Origin of the sequence: Pseudomonas sp. IT-P395 (genome assembly GCF_949767675.1) — a bacterium.
GTDB lineage: Bacteria > Pseudomonadota > Gammaproteobacteria > Pseudomonadales > Pseudomonadaceae > Aquipseudomonas.
Map to the genome: position 1 here is coordinate 237,785 of NZ_CATKPW010000033.1, position 16,176 is coordinate 253,960.

Annotated in this window: 15 protein-coding genes and 1 pseudogene; 9 read left to right on the plus strand and 7 right to left on the minus strand. The window is 58.3% G+C overall.

The window, feature by feature from the left end:
• The first annotated feature begins 11 nt into the window (after window positions 1-11).
• The 4 genes from ACM6IN_RS19810 to ACM6IN_RS19825 all read left to right on the plus strand — a co-directional run bounded on the left by ACM6IN_RS19810 (window position 12) and on the right by ACM6IN_RS19825 (window position 4,918).
• Window positions 12-932, plus strand: coding sequence for an ABC transporter permease (locus ACM6IN_RS19810; protein ID WP_007908947.1), 921 nt, complete (start codon window positions 12-14; stop codon window positions 930-932).
• Complete coding sequence (locus ACM6IN_RS19815; protein WP_007908948.1) at window positions 922-1,731, plus strand: ABC transporter permease; 810 nt, start codon at window positions 922-924, stop codon at window positions 1,729-1,731. Before ACM6IN_RS19810 ends, ACM6IN_RS19815 begins: the two co-directional genes overlap by 11 nt.
• Window positions 1,732-1,782: 51 nt before the next feature.
• Window positions 1,783-3,207 (plus strand): gamma-aminobutyraldehyde dehydrogenase, encoded by a 1,425-nt coding sequence (locus ACM6IN_RS19820; RefSeq protein ID WP_150706043.1) that lies wholly within the window; start codon window positions 1,783-1,785, stop codon window positions 3,205-3,207.
• 226 nt (window positions 3,208-3,433) lie between these two features.
• Window positions 3,434-4,918 (plus strand): APC family permease, encoded by a 1,485-nt coding sequence (locus ACM6IN_RS19825; RefSeq protein WP_077571272.1) that lies wholly within the window; start codon window positions 3,434-3,436, stop codon window positions 4,916-4,918.
• Between the two features lie 58 nt (window positions 4,919-4,976).
• Here ACM6IN_RS19825 and ACM6IN_RS19830 read toward each other — a convergent pair whose 3' ends face one another.
• Together ACM6IN_RS19830 and ACM6IN_RS19835 are read right to left on the minus strand one after the other, a co-directional pair.
• Window positions 4,977-5,534: a hypothetical protein gene (locus tag ACM6IN_RS19830; protein WP_007908951.1), complete on the minus strand. Its 558-nt coding sequence runs from the start codon at window positions 5,532-5,534 to the stop codon at window positions 4,977-4,979.
• Window positions 5,535-5,539: 5 nt separating this feature from the next.
• Entirely contained in the window at window positions 5,540-6,121 is a 582-nt protein-coding gene (locus ACM6IN_RS19835) for a ComF family protein (protein WP_007908952.1), read from the minus strand.
• 347 nt (window positions 6,122-6,468) lie between these two features.
• Here ACM6IN_RS19835 and ACM6IN_RS19840 point away from each other — a divergent pair.
• Window positions 6,469-6,980 (plus strand): annotated as a pseudogene (locus ACM6IN_RS19840) (Bro-N domain-containing protein).
• A gap of 84 nt (window positions 6,981-7,064) precedes the next feature.
• Entirely contained in the window at window positions 7,065-7,271 is a 207-nt protein-coding gene (locus ACM6IN_RS19845; RefSeq protein WP_414916576.1) for a hypothetical protein, read from the plus strand.
• Here the strand turns inward: ACM6IN_RS19845 and ACM6IN_RS19850 are convergent.
• Window positions 7,268-7,453, minus strand: coding sequence for a hypothetical protein (locus ACM6IN_RS19850; RefSeq protein WP_007908956.1), 186 nt, complete (start codon window positions 7,451-7,453; stop codon window positions 7,268-7,270). The genes ACM6IN_RS19845 and ACM6IN_RS19850 overlap by 4 nt on opposite strands.
• Before the next feature lie 392 nt (window positions 7,454-7,845).
• On the opposite strand from ACM6IN_RS19850, the gene ACM6IN_RS19855 reads away from it, so the two are divergent.
• The gene (locus ACM6IN_RS19855; protein ID WP_414916577.1) at window positions 7,846-9,474 is read left to right on the plus strand and encodes a glucan biosynthesis protein D; all 1,629 of its coding nucleotides are present in this window, start codon (window positions 7,846-7,848) and stop codon (window positions 9,472-9,474) included.
• 202 nt (window positions 9,475-9,676) lie between these two features.
• Here the strand turns inward: ACM6IN_RS19855 and ACM6IN_RS19860 are convergent, their stop codons facing one another.
• The 3 genes from ACM6IN_RS19860 to ACM6IN_RS19870 all read right to left on the minus strand — a co-directional run bounded on the left by ACM6IN_RS19860 (window position 9,677) and on the right by ACM6IN_RS19870 (window position 13,361).
• Complete coding sequence (locus ACM6IN_RS19860) at window positions 9,677-10,783, minus strand: NADH:flavin oxidoreductase/NADH oxidase (RefSeq protein ID WP_414916578.1); 1,107 nt, start codon at window positions 10,781-10,783, stop codon at window positions 9,677-9,679.
• 270 nt (window positions 10,784-11,053) lie between these two features.
• Window positions 11,054-12,763 carry a single-stranded-DNA-specific exonuclease RecJ gene (gene recJ, locus ACM6IN_RS19865; protein ID WP_007908960.1) on the minus strand — a complete coding sequence of 570 codons (1,710 nt, stop codon included), beginning with the start codon at window positions 12,761-12,763 and terminating at the stop codon, window positions 11,054-11,056.
• 55 nt (window positions 12,764-12,818) lie between these two features.
• Window positions 12,819-13,361 (minus strand): YaeQ family protein, encoded by a 543-nt coding sequence (locus ACM6IN_RS19870; protein ID WP_007908961.1) that lies wholly within the window; start codon window positions 13,359-13,361, stop codon window positions 12,819-12,821.
• A gap of 147 nt (window positions 13,362-13,508) precedes the next feature.
• Between ACM6IN_RS19870 and ACM6IN_RS19875 the strand changes: the two genes are divergently transcribed.
• Together ACM6IN_RS19875 and ACM6IN_RS19880 are read left to right on the plus strand one after the other, a co-directional pair.
• Window positions 13,509-14,708 (plus strand): CaiB/BaiF CoA transferase family protein, encoded by a 1,200-nt coding sequence (locus ACM6IN_RS19875; protein WP_007908962.1) that lies wholly within the window; start codon window positions 13,509-13,511, stop codon window positions 14,706-14,708.
• An 82-nt stretch (window positions 14,709-14,790) separates the two neighbouring features.
• Window positions 14,791-15,615 (plus strand): TIGR02285 family protein, encoded by an 825-nt coding sequence (locus tag ACM6IN_RS19880; protein WP_414916579.1) that lies wholly within the window; start codon window positions 14,791-14,793, stop codon window positions 15,613-15,615.
• 176 nt (window positions 15,616-15,791) lie between these two features.
• On the opposite strand, the gene ACM6IN_RS19885 is transcribed toward ACM6IN_RS19880, so the two are convergent.
• A complete protein-coding gene (locus tag ACM6IN_RS19885) occupies window positions 15,792-16,073 on the minus strand; it encodes a DUF3509 domain-containing protein (RefSeq protein WP_414916580.1) in 282 nt (93 codons plus the stop codon).
• Between the last annotated feature and the right edge of the window lie 103 nt (window positions 16,074-16,176).

Here is a 16,176-nt window from a genome sequence, read left to right on the forward strand (position 1 = left end):
GCATGCTCGCGATGACTGCATCGCCGCCGTTGCGCCGGTTTTCCAACCTGCTCTACCGCAAGCCGAACCTGTATCTGTCGATGCTGCTGGTGCCGCCGCTGCTGTGGTTTGGCGCGATCTACCTCGGCTCGCTGCTGGTGCTGTTGTGGCAGGGTTTCTACACCTTCGACGACTTCACCATGGCGGTCACGCCGGACCTGACCCTGGCGAATTTTGCCGCGCTGTTTCAGCCGTCGAACTTCGACATCATCCTGCGCACGCTGAGCATGGCCATCGTCGTGTCGATCGCCAGCGCCATCGTTGCGTTCCCGATTGCCTACTACATGGCGCGCTACACCACGGGCAAAACCAAGGCGTTTTTCTACATCGCAGTGATGATGCCGATGTGGGCCAGTTACATCGTCAAGGCGTATGCGTGGACGTTGCTGCTGGCCAAGGGCGGCGTGGCGCAGTGGTTCGTGCAGCACCTTGGATTGGAGCCGGTGTTGCAGTTCATTCTGGGGATTCCCGGAGTGGGCGGCAGCACCTTGTCGACCTCGCACCTGGGGCGGTTCATGGTGTTCGTTTATATCTGGCTGCCGTTCATGATTCTACCGATTCAGGCGTCGCTGGAACGTCTGCCGCCGTCGCTGTTGCAGGCCTCCGCTGACCTTGGGGCCAAGCCGCGTCAGACCTTTATGCAGGTGATCTTGCCGCTGTCGATTCCGGGCATCGCCGCCGGTTCGATCTTCACGTTTTCGCTGACCTTGGGCGACTTCATCGTGCCGCAACTGGTCGGGCCGCCAGGTTACTTCGTCGGCAGCATGGTGTACGCGCAGCAAGGTGCGATCGGCAATATGCCGATGGCCGCCGCGTTTACGTTGGTGCCGATTGTGTTGATCGCGGTTTACCTGTCCATCGTCAAACGACTGGGGGCCTTCGATGCGCTCTGAAAGGGCTTCAATCGGGCTACGAATCGCAGCCTGGGGCGGGCTGGTGTTTCTGCACTTCCCGATCCTGATCATCTTCCTTTACGCCTTCAACACTGAAGAAGCCGCGTTCAGCTTTCCGCCGAAGGGCTTCACGCTGCACTGGTTCAGCGTGGCGTTTTCGCGGCCGGATGTTCTGGAGGCGATCAAGCTTTCGTTGCAGATCGCAGCCATCGCCACGTTGATTGCGATGGTCCTCGGCACCTTGGCTTCAGCAGCGTTGTACCGCCGGGATTTCTTCGGCAAACAAGGCATCTCGCTGATGCTGATTTTGCCGATTGCGCTGCCGGGGATCATCACCGGGATCGCACTGTTGGCGACGTTCAAGACGCTGGGGATCGAGCCGGGGATGTTCACCATCATCGTTGGCCACGCGACCTTCTGTGTGGTGATCGTCTACAACAATGTTATCGCCCGCCTGCGCCGTACTTCGCACAGTTTGATCGAGGCCTCGATGGATCTCGGCGCCGATGGCTGGCAGACCTTTCGCTACATCATCCTGCCCAACCTCGGCTCGGCGTTGCTGGCCGGCGGCATGTTGGCGTTTGCGCTGTCGTTCGACGAAATCATCGTTACCACGTTCACCGCCGGGCATGAACGCACGTTGCCGCTGTGGCTACTTAACCAACTGAGCCGGCCACGAGATGTGCCGGTGACCAACGTCGTCGCCATGCTGGTGATGATGGTGACGATGCTGCCAATCCTCGGCGCGTATTACCTGACGCGTGGTGGCGAGAGCGTCGCCGGCAGCGGCGGCAAATAACCGAATAACGGTTTCGGCAGAACAATAAAAGTATTAGTGAGGACAACAGACATGCAAACCAAACTCTTGATCAACGGCCAACTGGTCAACGGCGAAGGCCCGGCGCAACCGGTGCTCAATCCCTCGCTCGGCGAAGTCCTGGTAGAAATCAACGAAGCCAGCGAAGCCCAGGTCGATGCCGCCGTGCGCGCCGCCGACAACGCTTTCGCCGACTGGTCGCAAACCGCGCCGAAAGACCGTTCGCTGCTGCTGCTCAAACTCGCCGACGCCATCGAAGCCCACGGCGAAGAACTGGCCAAACTGGAATCCGATAATTGCGGCAAACCCTACAGCGCCGCGCTCAACGACGAGATTCCGGCGATTGCCGACGTGTTCCGTTTCTTCGCCGGCGCCAGCCGTTGCATGAGCGGTTCGGCCGCTGGCGAATACCTGCCCGGCCACACCTCAATGATCCGCCGCGATCCGGTCGGCGTGATTGCCTCCATCGCGCCGTGGAACTATCCGCTGATGATGGTCGCCTGGAAAATCGCCCCGGCGCTGGCCGCGGGTAATACCGTAGTGCTCAAACCGTCGGAACAAACCCCGCTGACCGCGTTGCGTCTGGCCGAACTGGCGTCAGAAATCTTCCCGGCTGGTGTACTCAATCTGGTGTTTGGTCGCGGTCCTACCGTGGGCAGCCCGCTGGTTACCCATCCGAAAGTGCGCATGGTTTCCCTGACCGGTTCGATCGCCACGGGCGCCAACATCATTTCCAGCACTGCCGACAGCGTCAAACGCATGCATATGGAACTGGGCGGTAAGGCGCCGGTAATCATCTTCGATGACGCCGATATCGATGCGGCGGTGGAAGGCATTCGTACCTTTGGTTTTTACAACGCCGGGCAGGACTGCACCGCCGCGTGCCGGATCTACGCGCAGCAGGGCATCTACGACAAGTTCGTCGAGAAGCTTGGCGCGGCGGTCAGCAGCATCAAGTACGGCTTGCAGGATGATCCGTCGACCGAACTGGGGCCGTTGATCACTGCACAACATCGCGACCGTGTTGCCGGGTTTGTCGAGCGTGCCGTGGCGCAGTCGCACATTCGTTTGATCACTGGTGGCAAGGCTGTCGACGGTAACGGGTTCTTCTTTGAACCAACCGTTTTGGCCGATGCGCAGCAGGACGACGAGATTGTCCGTCGCGAAGTGTTTGGGCCGGTGGTTTCGGTGACCAAGTTCACCGATGAAGCGCAGGCGCTGGAATGGGCCAACGACTCGGATTACGGCCTCGCCTCCTCCGTGTGGACGGCAGATGTCGGACGCGCGCATCGCATGTCGGCGCGTTTGCAGTACGGCTGCACGTGGGTGAACACGCACTTCATGCTCGTCAGCGAAATGCCCCATGGCGGTCAGAAATTGTCCGGCTACGGGAAAGACATGTCCATGTATGGGCTGGAGGACTACACCACGGTTCGGCATGTGATGTTCAAGCATTAACAGCGAAAAGATCGCAGCCTGCGGCAGCTCCTACATGATGGACGCCGCTCTTCTGTAGGAGCTGCCGCAGGCTGCGATCTTTTCCGCGACACACGGACGATGTCGGCGATCCACCACCAGGCTTCACCGAAACCAAAACAATAACTACCGAACCGGGCGGCGCCCACAAAGCCCCGCCACGGCCTTGGCCATCCGAAATCTGCCGATTTCACGGAGCAAAACACACATGAGTTCCTCACCCGATCTCGCCGCAGCCGTTGCCGACAGCGATGCCGAACAACTGCGCAAACTGGGCTACACCTCGAACTTCAACCGCAGCATGAGCCTGTGGGAAAACTTCGCGTTGGGCTTCACTTATCTGTCACCGGTCGTAGGGGTTTATACCCTCTTCGGCCTGTGCCTCGCCGCTGGCGGCCCACCGATGTTCTGGGCCTACTTGCTGGTCGGTTGCGGCCAATTGCTGGTGTGCCTGATCTTCGGCGAAGTGGTTTCGCAGTTCCCGATTTCCGGAGGTGTTTACCCTTGGGCACGCCGGTTGGTCGGTAAAAAATGGGCATGGATGGTCGGCTGGATCTACTCCATCGCCCTCTGCGTCACCATTGCTGCAGTTGCCGTCGGCGCTGGCCCATACCTGGCCGCCATGCTCGGTTTCGAGCCAAGCAACAACACCAACATCGTCATAGCCCTGGTGCTGACCCTGTTCGCCACACTGGTCAACCTCAGCGGCACCAAAGTGCTGGCGCGTATCGCTATGTTCGGCTTCCTCTGCGAACTGGTTGGCGCAGTGATCGTCGGTGTTTACTTGCTGGTATTCGAACGCCATCAACCGCTGAGCGTGCTGTTCAACACCTTCGACATCAGCGTCGACGGCTCATACCTGCCGGCGTTCCTCACCGCGTCGTTGGCGGGGATGTTCCTCTACTACGGCTTCGAGGCCTGCGGCGACGTCGCCGAAGAAACCCCGAACCCGAGCGCAAAAATCCCGGTGGCCATGCGCATGACCATCTACATCGGCGGCATCGCGGCGATGTTCGCCTGCCTGGCGCTGATCCTCGCTGTGCCGGACATGCAAGCGGTGATCAACGGCACCGACAAAGACCCGGTCACCACCATCCTCAACAACGCCTTCGGCCCGGTCGGTTCGAAAGTGGTGATGGGCGTGGTAATGATTTCCTTCATCTCCTGCGTCATCAGCCTACAAGCAGCGGCAAGCCGTCTGCTGTACTCCTACGCTCGCGATGAAATGGTCATCGGCAGCCGACTGCTGAAAAAGATTTCTCCTACCACCCAAGTACCGGTTGCCGCACTGTTCGTGTCCGGCGTCCTGCCCGCGCTGATCATCGCCCTCGGCTTCTTCCTGCAAGACGCCGTGGCCACCATCGTCAGCTTCGCCGCGATCGGCATCTACCTCGCATTCCAGATGATCGTGCTGGCCGCACTGTACGCCCGCAGCAAAGGCTGGAAACCGAGCGGCAAATTCACCCTCGGCGCGTGGGGCTGGCCGGTGAACATCGGCGCGCTGGTGTACGGCGTTGGCGCAATCATCAACATGGCCTGGCCACGTACGCCGGATGCAGCGTGGTATGTGAACTATGCGATGGTGTTGAGCACCGCGATCGTGATTGGGTTGGGCTTGGTTTACATGTGGATTGGCAAGCCGTATGACCATGGCAAGGCGCCGGCAGGGGATGCTTGGAAGGTGAGTCGCTAAGAGCCTGTGATCCCGGCACCGACAAGGTGCCGGGGTTCAGGCAAGCCGTGAAACATCATCAAAAAGAAAGCTCTGCCTGATCGTGCTTCAACAGGGAAATACGGTCGAACAGTTTGATTTTTTCATTGGCTTTTTGCTTGGCGTGATCGGACATGAATGCAATCAACTCTTCGAGCTGACTAACGTCTCCGACTACTTTGAATTGCTTTTCCTTGTTGACGAAAACAAGCGACTTCTTCTTTCTCGACAACAATTCAATGACGTTGCTGAGCGTACCGGTGCTCTTTGCATCCCAGATCATCAAGCCGTAGTCAGCCGCTTCGGCCATGACGACGTCTTTCTCGGTGAAGAAAGCTCTCGACCCTTTGGAATGCTTGGAGTCGACTGTTCTGGCGGGCCAGTGCCCTAGGTTGTTCCTCGGCGCCGAACCGCTGCAGAACACCGTGGTTCTGGATCGTTCGAGACTCAGCAGGTACTCCTGAATGGAGGTATCGGCGCCCCCAGCATCACCCACCACCACCTCAAAATCTGACGCTACGATATTATTGATGCGCTCTTTAACCTTCGGATCAAGGTTCTTGATGTTGATAGAGCCGGCAATAAATACAGTCGTCATTGAATTCACTTCCAAGTTAGCGCTGCGACGTAAATTTTCCCTACCTTCGGATATTTACGCAAAACAGCGCAGGCCGCGTCCATGGACGCCCCGCTATCAAACAAATCATCTACAACCAAAACATTCCAGCGCCCATCAGTGGTGATTTCATCATTGACGCTGAAACTGTCTCCAATCGCAGCAACCTTGTCTGCTTTCGAATGCAAATCCTTGAGCGACTTTCCCGTGGTCGCTTTTCGAAGCAAATCCGAGAAAACCGGCCGACCGATAATTCGTCCCAACGCCTGGGCAACCTCAGTTACCGGTTGTCGCTGACGAATATTTGAAGCAGGCATAGGCACTACAAACCCGACCTGATCCAGTTTTGGGAAGACATTTGTCGCTACTGCCTGAGCAAGTGGGCTGACCTGAGTCCAGTCCTTCTGGTATTTGAGCCGGTAGGTCGCCTCGCCAATCTCAGTGCGCTGATTATCGAAGCATGGGTGTCCGCGATCATCGTTGCCAAGAAAGGTACTACTTACCATGTGTTTGTCCAGCACCCAGCCCTGATCCCAAGGGCCGTTGATCTGCTTGAGAGACACCTTCATTGAATTCTCCGTTATTCCTTACAATCCTTTGAGCCCTGAAACCAAGGGCCGAGCATCTGCAGCGATGCGCAAGATTCAAACAAATAACGGAAAAAACACTGGTTAGGGGCGGGCTCGCTGGCACCTATGCAAAAACAGGCATTTCCTACAGATACGACCCTCAGAGATAAATCCTCTTTCCTACAGAAGGTATCGATAGAGCCGACTTGGCGTAGTAGGTGGCTAGCCGATAGGCTTTCTCTCGGCAGAGAAATCAGCGGCCCGGTGTCGGAGCCGGAGTAAATATCAAAACGGCGTGACCGCACTCATTTGAGTGGCGGCTCTATTCTCAATATTGGAGTCGAAAAATGCCTAACCACGTACAAATTCTTTCTGAAAGCTCCGCTTTCTTCACCCCCGTCGTCTTCACCCGCCACAACCGTTTCCTCCACGCCTTCATGCAAGATCACGAAACCTGGTTCTGTGTTCAGGATCTCGGTCGCTTGATGGGCTATCCGCTGAACGAACGCCTTACTCTGAAACTCGATCCCGACCAGCGTCGCCATGTCCTTCTGCGTCGGGACGGCGAAATCATCGATTGCGCGATGGTCAGCGAATCCGGCCTGTTCGCCCTGCTCGTCCATCACTTCGTCCCGGAAAACCGACACCTGCGCCAATGGCTGAGCCATGAAGTCATCCCGATGCTGCGCGAAACCCATTCAAGCTCTGTGAAAAACCACCCCAGCGTGAGTTCGATGCATTGGGCAGGCGTTACCGTGCCGTTGCTGCACTGGCAACAGCAGGCGTGGGTCAAATGGCGGGATGTGCCGGAGTTAATGCACGGCCAACGCCGTATCCGGTTCTGGGCACTTGCAGCTAAGGCTCATAAACAAAAAACCTGTGGCGAGGAAGCTAGCTCCCTCGCCACAGGTTTAGCGTGTCCCCTCTAGCGAGTTGAATTCAGATGAGTAGAACTGTTCTCAAATTTCCTCAGATTGAGGAAGTCATTCCCTGCGATGAAAGCTTTGCGATCTCTTACCTGAAACTAAACGACAGTGCCGAGCTTCAGAAAGCCATTGCCGTCGGCATCGACGATGCCGACGCAGGCAATTTGATTGACCTGGCCAGCGTAAAAGCCGAATGGCTTTCCCGGTGCCCACCCCAGCGTTAAAACCGCGAAACACTCCGCATCGCATCCACCAAGTACCGCATCGCAATCCGGTCGTTCTCCGAAAGCTCCCGATATCGCTCAACCAGCTTCACTTCGTCAGAGCTGAGCCGACGCCTTTTGCGGCCGCTGCCGAGGCAGGGAAAGATGCCCAGCATGTCGGTGATACCTTGTATTTTTGCCATGGACGATGTCCTTCAATACTTCAAAGAATTGCTAAACCACCACATCGCCCTGCCCCTTACAGCAGCGCCGTGTGCCCTACCGGTCAGCACCGGTCATGCCCATAGAATAGAAATTAAATCGGCGCTGAAAAGCGGTTTTTAGAGTAATTAGTCGAAAAAAGCAGATATGCCGTGTAAATCAGAACGCCCTGTCAGATTTTTAACCGACATGTCTTGTTTCATTGACACACTGGCGCGGTGAATCAACGAATTTTGCATTGCGAGCGAACCGTTTAAGCTAGCGGGCATCTGTTAATAGTCCGTTGCGTTTGGCCGAAGGCTTGTCCGAACCGTTATTTCTGATCCAGCACGTGCCAGGAACGGCGCGGGATTGCACACGACAGGTTGTATTTATGCATCGCAGGAATTTGCTCAAAGCGTCCATGGCCATTGCGGCTTACACCGGTCTTTCGGCCACTGGCCTGCTGGCCAGCCGTGCGTGGGCGGCCAATGGCGGCGCCGCCGATGGCGAGGCGCAGGCCTTCGACTTCGAAGCGCTGAAGCGCCAGGCCAAGCAACTGGCTGGCAGCGCCTATCAGGACACCAAACAGGTGCTGCCGCCAACCCTGGCGACCATGACCCCGCAGAACTTCAACGCGATCCGCTACGACGGCGAGCATTCGCTGTGGAAGGAAAACAAGGGCCAACTGGACGTGCAGTTCTTCCATGTCGGCATGGGGTTCCGTCAGCCGGTGCGCATGTACAGCGTCGACGCCAAGACGCGCACTGCCCGCGAGGTGCATTTCCGCCCGGCACTGTTCAACTATGAAAACACGTCAGTCGACACCCAGCAGCTCAAGGGTGACCTCGGTTTTGCCGGCTTCAAGCTGTTCAAAGCGCCAGAGCTGGATCGTCACGATGTGTTGTCGTTCCTCGGTGCCAGCTATTTCCGTGCGGTAGACGCCACTGGCCAATATGGCCTCTCGGCGCGCGGCCTGGCGATCGACACGTACGCGAAAAAACGCGAAGAATTCCCTGACTTCACCAAGTTCTGGTTCGAGACCCCGGACAAGAACGCCACCCGATTTGTGGTGTATGCCCTGCTCGACTCGCCAAGTGCCACTGGCGCTTATCGTTTCGACATCGATTGCCAGGCCGAGCGCGTGGTAATGGAAGTCGATGCGCACATCAATGCGCGCACGGCGATCGAGCAATTGGGCATCTCGCCGATGACCAGTATGTTCAGTTGCGGCACCCACGAGCGCCGCATGTGCGACACCATCCACCCGCAGATCCACGACTCGGATCGTCTGGCGATGTGGCGCGGCAACGGCGAGTGGATCTGCCGTCCGCTGAACAACCCGGCGACCCTGCAGTTCAACGCGTTTGCGGACAAGGATCCGAAGGGTTTCGGGCTGGTGCAGACTGACCATGAGTTCGCCAACTATCAGGACACCGTCGACTGGTACAGCAAGCGCCCGAGCCTGTGGGTAGAACCGACCACCGCGTGGGGCGAAGGCTCGATCGATCTGCTGGAAATCCCTACCACCGGCGAGACCCTCGATAACATCGTGGCGTTCTGGACACCGAAAAAACCGGTGGCTGCCGGGGATTCGTTGAACTACGGCTACAAGCTGTACTGGAGCGCGCTACCGCCAGTGGGTACGCCGTTGGCACGGGTGCACGCGACCCGTTCCGGCATGGGCGGTTTCGTTGAGGGCTGGGCACCGGGCGAGCATTATCCGCCGGTTTGGGCCCGTCGCTTTGCCGTGGACTTCACCGGTGGTGGTCTGGATCGTCTGCCGCAGGGCACCGGGATCGAGCCGGTGGTGACCTGCTCGAACGGCAAGGTGCAGGACTTCAGCGTGCTGGTGCTGGATGACATTAAGGGTTACCGGATTCTGTTCGACTGGTACCCGACCAATGACAGCGTGGAGCCGGTGGAGCTGCGCTTGTTCATTCGCACCAATGACCGCACGTTGAGCGAGACCTGGCTGTACCAGTACTTCCCGCCGGCGCCGGACAAGCGTAAGTACCCTTGATGATTTGAGGCGCCTGCACGGGCCTCATCGCTGGCAAGCCAGCTCCCACAGTGTTTGGTGTTGATCACAATTTTTGTGTACGACGCCAGACCTGTGGGAGCTGGCTTGCCAGCGATGACGGCAGTATTTCAACAAAAGATCATCAGACAAAACAAAGCCCCGGCCATCACTGACCGGGGCTTTTTGCTTTACCGCTACCAACTCAATCGCGCAGATCAGACTCATGAATCGGCTGATCCCGATGAGTCGCACGCTGGTACTGCGCCGGCCACACCGCTTTGCGCCCACCCAGATCATCGTCCGCGTGCAGCGGCCAGTACGGATCACGCAGCAGCTCGCGGGCGAGGAAGATGATGTCGGCCTGACAGGTGCGCAGAATGTGCTCAGCCTGCGCCGGCTCGGTAATCATTCCCACAGTGCCGGTGGCGATGCCTGACTCCTTGCGCACACGCTCGGCGAAACGCGTCTGATAACCCGGCCCCACCGGAATTTCAGCGTTGGCTGCTGTCCCGCCCGACGACACGTCGATCAGATCCGCGCCAAGGGTGTGCAGGCGTCGCGCCAGCTCCACGGTTTCGTCCGGATTCCAGCCGTCTTCCACCCAGTCAGTCGCCGACACGCGGACAAACACCGGCAATTCCTCAGGCCAGACCGCTCTCACCGCTTCAGTGACTTGCAGCACCAGACGAATACGGTTCTCAAACGAACCACCGTATTGATCACGACGCTGATTGCTCAGCGGCGAGAGAAACTGATGCAGCAGATAACCATGCGCCGCATGCACCTCAACCACACTGAAACCAGCCGTCAAAGCACGTTTGGCAGCATCGACAAACGCCTGAATGACGTCGGCAATCTGCCCCTCATCCAGCTGTTTCGGTTGCGTGTGCTGCGGATCGAAAGCAATCGGCGACGGCCCGACTGGCGTCCAGCCGCCATCTTCCGGTTTGACGCTGCCATGCTTGCCGATCCACGGCCGATGGGTGCTCGCCTTGCGCCCGGCGTGGGCCAGTTGAATCCCGGCGACCGCACCTTGGGCAGTGATGAAGCGGGTGATGCGTTGCAGCGGCTCGACCTGTTCGTCGTTCCACAGGCCAAGGTCTTCGGCGGTGATCCGCCCGTCGGCCGTGACCGCCGTGGCTTCGGTAAATACCAGACCCGCGCCACCTACCGCGCGACTGCCGAGGTGTACCAGATGCCAGTCGTTAGCGAGGCCGTCGACACTTGAGTATTGGCACATCGGTGACACCGCGATGCGGTTGGGCAGGGTCAGTTGGCGCAGGGTGAAGGGTTCAAGCAGCAGACTCATGGGGCACCTCTCAAATCAGTGGGCAGGCTCCAGGGTTCTGTTTGAATAGTCGACGAGTGACAGGAAAAAGGCACAGCACCCGCCCCCGCGGGCAAAAAATTCGACAAGACGTCACAAGGCCAATCAAGCAGTGCTTAGAGCCTAGTCGACAACGGGGGATCGCGGGAAATTCAAGAAAAGATCGTCCGATCGCGGCCCGAACCTTCGGCAGCTCCTACAGGAAACCGCATTCCCATGTAGGAGCTGCCGCAGGCTGCGATCTTTTGATTCTCAGCGCGGTTCGATGTGGGCAATCATCAACTGAACAGTCTCATTACCCCGAAACTCATTAACGTCAAGCTTGTAAGCCAGCTCAACCCACTGAATCGTCGGATTCGGCCAGATATCCCGGTCGATACCAAACGCGATGCCATCCAGCTTCACCGAGCCACATTCACTCTTCAGCACCACTTTCAGATGACGTTCACCGACCACGCGCTGCTCGACCAACTGGAACACGCCATGAAACAACGGCTCCGGGAAGTGCTGCCCCCAAGGCCCGGCATGGCGCAAGGCGCGAGCCAGTTCGAGGTGGAATTCTTCCACCGCCAGTGTGCCGTCCGACAGCATGCGCCCGGTCAGGTCTTCCTCGCGAAGTTGCCTACGCACTTCAGCGTCAAAGGCCTCGGCAAAAAGCGGAAAATTCTCCTGCGGCAAGGTCAGACCGGCGGCCATTGCGTGGCCGCCGTACTTGGCGATCAGGTTCGGATGCTGCGCCGCCACCACACTCAAGGCATCACGAATGTGGAAGCCCTGCACCGAACGGCCCGAACCTTTTAGCAAACCATCACCGGCATCAGCAAAAGCAATGGTCGGACGGAAGTAACGCTCTTTCATCCGCGACGCGAGAATCCCGATCACGCCCTGGTGCCATTCCGGATCGAACAGGCACAGGCCAAACGGCATCGACTCCACCGGCAAGTCCTTGAGCTGCGCCAGCGCTTCACGCTGCATGCCCTGCTCGATAGATTTGCGATCCTGATTCATGCCGTCCAGTTGTGCGGCCATTTCCCGGGCCAGGTTGGCGTCGGCGGTGAGCAGGCATTCGATGCCCAGACTCATATCATCCAGACGCCCGGCGGCGTTGAGGCGCGGGCCGACGATGAAGCCGAGATCCGTGGAAGTAATGCGTGCAGCGTCACGCTTGGCCACTTCAAGGATCGCTTTGATCCCCGGCCGTGCGCGTCCGGCGCGAATTCGTTCCAACCCTTGATGCACCAGAATCCGGTTGTTGGCATCCAGCGGCACCACGTCGGCAACGCTGCCCAGCGCTACCAGATCAAGCAGTTCACCGATGTTCGGCTGCGGCTTGTTCTCGTACCAGCCGAGGCTGCGCAAACGCGCGCGCAACGCCATCAACACGTAAAAAATCACCCCGACGCCGGCCAGTGCCTTGCTCGGAAATTCGCAACCGGGCTGGTTCGGATTGACCAGCGCATCGGCCTGCGGCAGCTCATCACCGGGCAAGTGGTGGTCGGTGATCAAGACCTTCAGACCCGCACGCTTGGCTGCTGCCACGCCTTCGACGCTGGAGATGCCGTTGTCGACGGTGATCAGCAATTGCGGCTCGCGGGTCAGCGCAACTTCGACGATTTCCGGGGTCAGGCCGTAGCCATACTCGAAACGGTTCGGCACCAGATAATCGACGTGCGCCGCACCGAGCAAGCGCAAACCGAGCATGCCGACAGTGCTGGCCGTCGCGCCGTCCGCATCGAAGTCGCCGACGATGAGGATGCGCTGACGTTGTTCCAGCGCCGTCACCAGCAGGTCTACCGCTGCGTCTATGCCTTTGAGTTGCTGGAACGGGATCAACCGCGCCAGGCTCTTGTCCAGCTCTGCCTCGGACTGCACGCCCCGCGCCGCGTACAAGCGGGTCAACAGCGGCGGCAGATCACCGAGAAAAGGCAGAGTGGCAGGCAGTTGACGAGGTTCGATACGCATGGGGTGACGGAGACTTCTCTTGATTACGTGGGATTATTCCGGTGGTGACGCGGGATCAGCCGCGCTCACCTTGCAGCCATTGCAACTGGACTTCGTGCTGACCACGGTCGTCGGTGACGAAGATCGTCCCTTCGCTGATCATCACGTCCCACTTGATAACGCGGGGCATGTCCTTGGCCAGGGTTTCCAGCACTTCTTGCGGGACAGCAGCGATGTTGACGTTTTTCAGGTTCTTGATCGCCGGGATCACCTTGGTTTCCCAGACACGCAGGCTGCCGTAGGCCAGCAGGCTGGTGCGCTCGGTGCGACGCGAGCACCAGGTCAGACGGTCGGCGTCTGGCTGGCCGACTTCGATCCAGTGCAGAACACGATCATCCAGGCTCTTTTCCCACAGCGCAGGTTCATCCACGTCTGACAGACCACGGCCGAACGACAACTGCTCGTTGTACCAGAGAGCGTAGGCCAGCAGTCGCACGGTCATGCGCTCTTCGGTTTCCGAAGGGTGACGGGCGATGGTCTGCTTGACGCTCTCGTAGACACTGCGGTCGAGGTCGGTGAGGTTCAGTTCAAATTTATAGGTAGTGGACGGCTGGGCCATGAACGGGCTTCTTGATACGAGGAAAGTCGGCAAGTCTAACCGATGCGGTAGGCAATCATCGAATTGATGGCGATCAAGCTGCGGCGTCTGACAGCCGGCTATGTTAAAACGCTGTATCTGCTCAGCCTTTGTCCTACAGGATTTCGCATGCCGTTCACCAGCAAACCGCTCTCGGGTCTGAAAGTCATTGAATTGGGTACATTGATTGCCGGGCCTTTTGCCTCGCGCATTTGCGGCGAGTTCGGTGCCGAAGTGATCAAGATCGAATCGCCCGACGGCGGTGATCCCTTGCGCAAATGGCGAAAACTGTACGAAGGCACGTCGCTGTGGTGGTTCGTCCAGGCGCGCAACAAGAAATCACTGACGCTGAACCTCAAACACCCTGAAGGTCTGGCGATCCTGAAAAAACTCCTCAGTGAAGCCGACATTCTCATCGAGAACTTCCGCCCCGGCGTACTGGAAAAGCTTGGCCTGAGCTGGGAAACCCTGCATGCCTTGAACCCGAAACTGGTGATGGTCCGGCTGTCCGGTTTCGGTCAGACCGGGCCGATGAAAGATCAACCGGGCTTCGGCGCGGTCGGCGAGTCCATGGGCGGTTTGCGTTACATCACCGGTTTCGAGGACCGGCCACCGGTGCGTACCGGGATTTCCATCGGCGATTCGATTGCCGCACTGTGGGGTGTGATCGGCGCACTGATGGCGCTGCGTCATCGCGAAGTCAACGGTGGCACCGGTCAGGTTGTCGATGTGGCGTTGTATGAAGCCATTTTTGCGATGATGGAAAGCATGGTGCCGGAGTTCGACGTGTTCGGCTTTATCCGCGAGCGCACCGGCAACATCATGCCGGGCATTACACCCTCTTCTATTCACACCAGCGCCGACGGCAAACACGTGCAAATCGGCGCCAATGGCGATGCAATCTTCAAACGCTTCATGCTGATCATCGGCCGCGAAGATCTGGCCAACGATCCGACACTGGCCAGCAATGACGGCCGCGATAATCGCCGCGACGAGCTGTATGGCGTGATTGATCGCTGGGTCAATTCGCTGCCGCTGCAAAGCGTGCTCGACCTGCTCAATCAGGCCGAGGTGCCGGCCAGCCGGATCTTCAGTGCCGAGGACATGTTCAACGATCCACAGTACCTGGCCCGAGAGATGTTCCTGCACGCCAAGCTGCCTGACGGCAAAGACTTCAAGATGCCGGGCATTGTGCCGAAACTCTCTGAGACACCGGGTAGTTCAGAATGGGTCGGACCGCAACTGGGTGAACACAATGCGCAGGTACTTCACGACCTTGGCTACGACGAGAGACAGATCGCCAAGTTGCGCGAAGACGGAGCCATTTAAGCTGAAACACCGGCATACATCGCACACCAACCGCGCCCATCACTGGTGGACGTGGCGGCTGTTCGGCCTGTTGTTTTTGCTCATGCTGTCGACTGGCGCGCAGGCGAAACCGACGCTGATCTGGTTGCTGCGTGACCTGCCGCCACTGACCATTTTCGAAGGCCCGAAAAAGGGCCAGGGTGTGATCGATCAACTGATGCCGTTGCTGATCGCCGGCATGCCGCAGTACGAACACACGCTGATGCGGGTCAATCGCGCCCGTGGTCTGCAGATGCTTCATGAAAACCCGTTTGCCTGTGACCCCGCGCTGCTGTGGAACAAAGAGCGCGCACAGTGGGTGGCGTATTCGATCCCGGCGATTCGCGCCGTGAGCAACGGCCTGGTGGTGCGCCAGCAAGATCGCTCGGTCCTTGAACCTTATCTGGTGAACGGCGAAGTCGACCTGTCGGCGTTGCTGACCGCCACCGACAGAAAAGTCGGCGTGGTCGCTGAGCGCAGTTATGGCGAATTTATCGACAACATTCTGCATCAGGCCCCCAGCGGCGCACTGACGCCCCATTACGGTAACGATGCGCTGACCAATCTGCTGTCGATGCAGCGTCTGGGCCGGTTGCAGGTGGTGCTGGGTTACTGGCCGGAAATCCGCTATCAGGCCAGGCAGGCGCAGATCGCCGAGGATGAGCTGGAGTTTTATCCGATTCGCGGCACGGGAAAATATCTCTCAGGCTACGTGGCGTGTTCCGACACCACCCAGGGACGCCAGGCCATCAGCGAGATCAACCAACTGCTGCGCACCCTGCCCCATGACCATCTCAATCAGCTCTATGCCGCCTGGCTGGACACCGACCGACGTGAGGATTATCTCGAAGAAGCCCGCACATTTTTCGAGCACCAGGCAGCGCAATAGGCAAACGCCGGACAAAAGAAACCCCGAGAAGTGGGGAGACGACTCGGGGTTAAACGTGGCCTACATAAAGACCCGTAGCAGCAAGCGACAAGCACCGGAGCACAATGCTTGATCCTGCTGTTATGGGGTCTGACTGACAGGGATGCAGGAAGGTTCCCACAAAAAATATTTCATCTTTACAACGCCGCACATTTGTCCAGTGCTGCGTTGCGCAATGCCGCGATCACACACGGTTCCAGCCGTCCTTCAGCAATCAGAACGTCGCGGTGCAAACCGTCAACGACATCGGTCAGTTGGCGCTTGTCGCTCAGTTGTGCCTGATTGAATTCGCGTTCCACCACAATGGCGCCGCTGCTGTTCTTCAAGGTCACCAGGCATTCGCCATGGGAACCGTTTGGAGACAACGAAACCTGATACGGGCTCAGAGCCTCACCGAGCAATAGACTGATACTTTCCATCTCGATCTCCACTCAATAGTCCGAAAACTGTGTGCCTGGGGCGTGTTCACAATAAATGACCACCGGCCCGAGAAGAAAGTTCTGCATACCGACTACCCCGTTT

What these genes read in the sequence shown, in the direction of transcription:
- ACM6IN_RS19810 (WP_007908947.1), top strand. Translation starts at nt 12, where the DNA reads ATGACTGCATCGCCGCCGTTGCGCCGGTTTTCCAACCTGCTCTACCGC.
- ACM6IN_RS19815 (WP_007908948.1), top strand. Translation starts at nt 922, where the DNA reads ATGCGCTCTGAAAGGGCTTCAATCGGGCTACGAATCGCAGCCTGGGGC.
- ACM6IN_RS19820 (WP_150706043.1), top strand. Translation starts at nt 1,783, where the DNA reads ATGCAAACCAAACTCTTGATCAACGGCCAACTGGTCAACGGCGAAGGC.
- ACM6IN_RS19825 (WP_077571272.1), top strand. Translation starts at nt 3,434, where the DNA reads ATGAGTTCCTCACCCGATCTCGCCGCAGCCGTTGCCGACAGCGATGCC.
- ACM6IN_RS19830 (WP_007908951.1), bottom strand. Translation starts at nt 5,534, where the DNA reads ATGACGACTGTATTTATTGCCGGCTCTATCAACATCAAGAACCTTGAT.
- ACM6IN_RS19835 (WP_007908952.1), bottom strand. Translation starts at nt 6,121, where the DNA reads ATGAAGGTGTCTCTCAAGCAGATCAACGGCCCTTGGGATCAGGGCTGG.
- ACM6IN_RS19845 (WP_414916576.1), top strand. Translation starts at nt 7,065, where the DNA reads ATGAGTAGAACTGTTCTCAAATTTCCTCAGATTGAGGAAGTCATTCCC.
- ACM6IN_RS19850 (WP_007908956.1), bottom strand. Translation starts at nt 7,453, where the DNA reads ATGGCAAAAATACAAGGTATCACCGACATGCTGGGCATCTTTCCCTGC.
- ACM6IN_RS19855 (WP_414916577.1), top strand. Translation starts at nt 7,846, where the DNA reads ATGCATCGCAGGAATTTGCTCAAAGCGTCCATGGCCATTGCGGCTTAC.
- ACM6IN_RS19860 (WP_414916578.1), bottom strand. Translation starts at nt 10,783, where the DNA reads ATGAGTCTGCTGCTTGAACCCTTCACCCTGCGCCAACTGACCCTGCCC.
- recJ (WP_007908960.1), bottom strand. Translation starts at nt 12,763, where the DNA reads ATGCGTATCGAACCTCGTCAACTGCCTGCCACTCTGCCTTTTCTCGGT.
- ACM6IN_RS19870 (WP_007908961.1), bottom strand. Translation starts at nt 13,361, where the DNA reads ATGGCCCAGCCGTCCACTACCTATAAATTTGAACTGAACCTCACCGAC.
- ACM6IN_RS19875 (WP_007908962.1), top strand. Translation starts at nt 13,509, where the DNA reads ATGCCGTTCACCAGCAAACCGCTCTCGGGTCTGAAAGTCATTGAATTG.
- ACM6IN_RS19880 (WP_414916579.1), top strand. Translation starts at nt 14,791, where the DNA reads ATGCTGTCGACTGGCGCGCAGGCGAAACCGACGCTGATCTGGTTGCTG.
- ACM6IN_RS19885 (WP_414916580.1), bottom strand. Translation starts at nt 16,073, where the DNA reads ATGGAAAGTATCAGTCTATTGCTCGGTGAGGCTCTGAGCCCGTATCAG.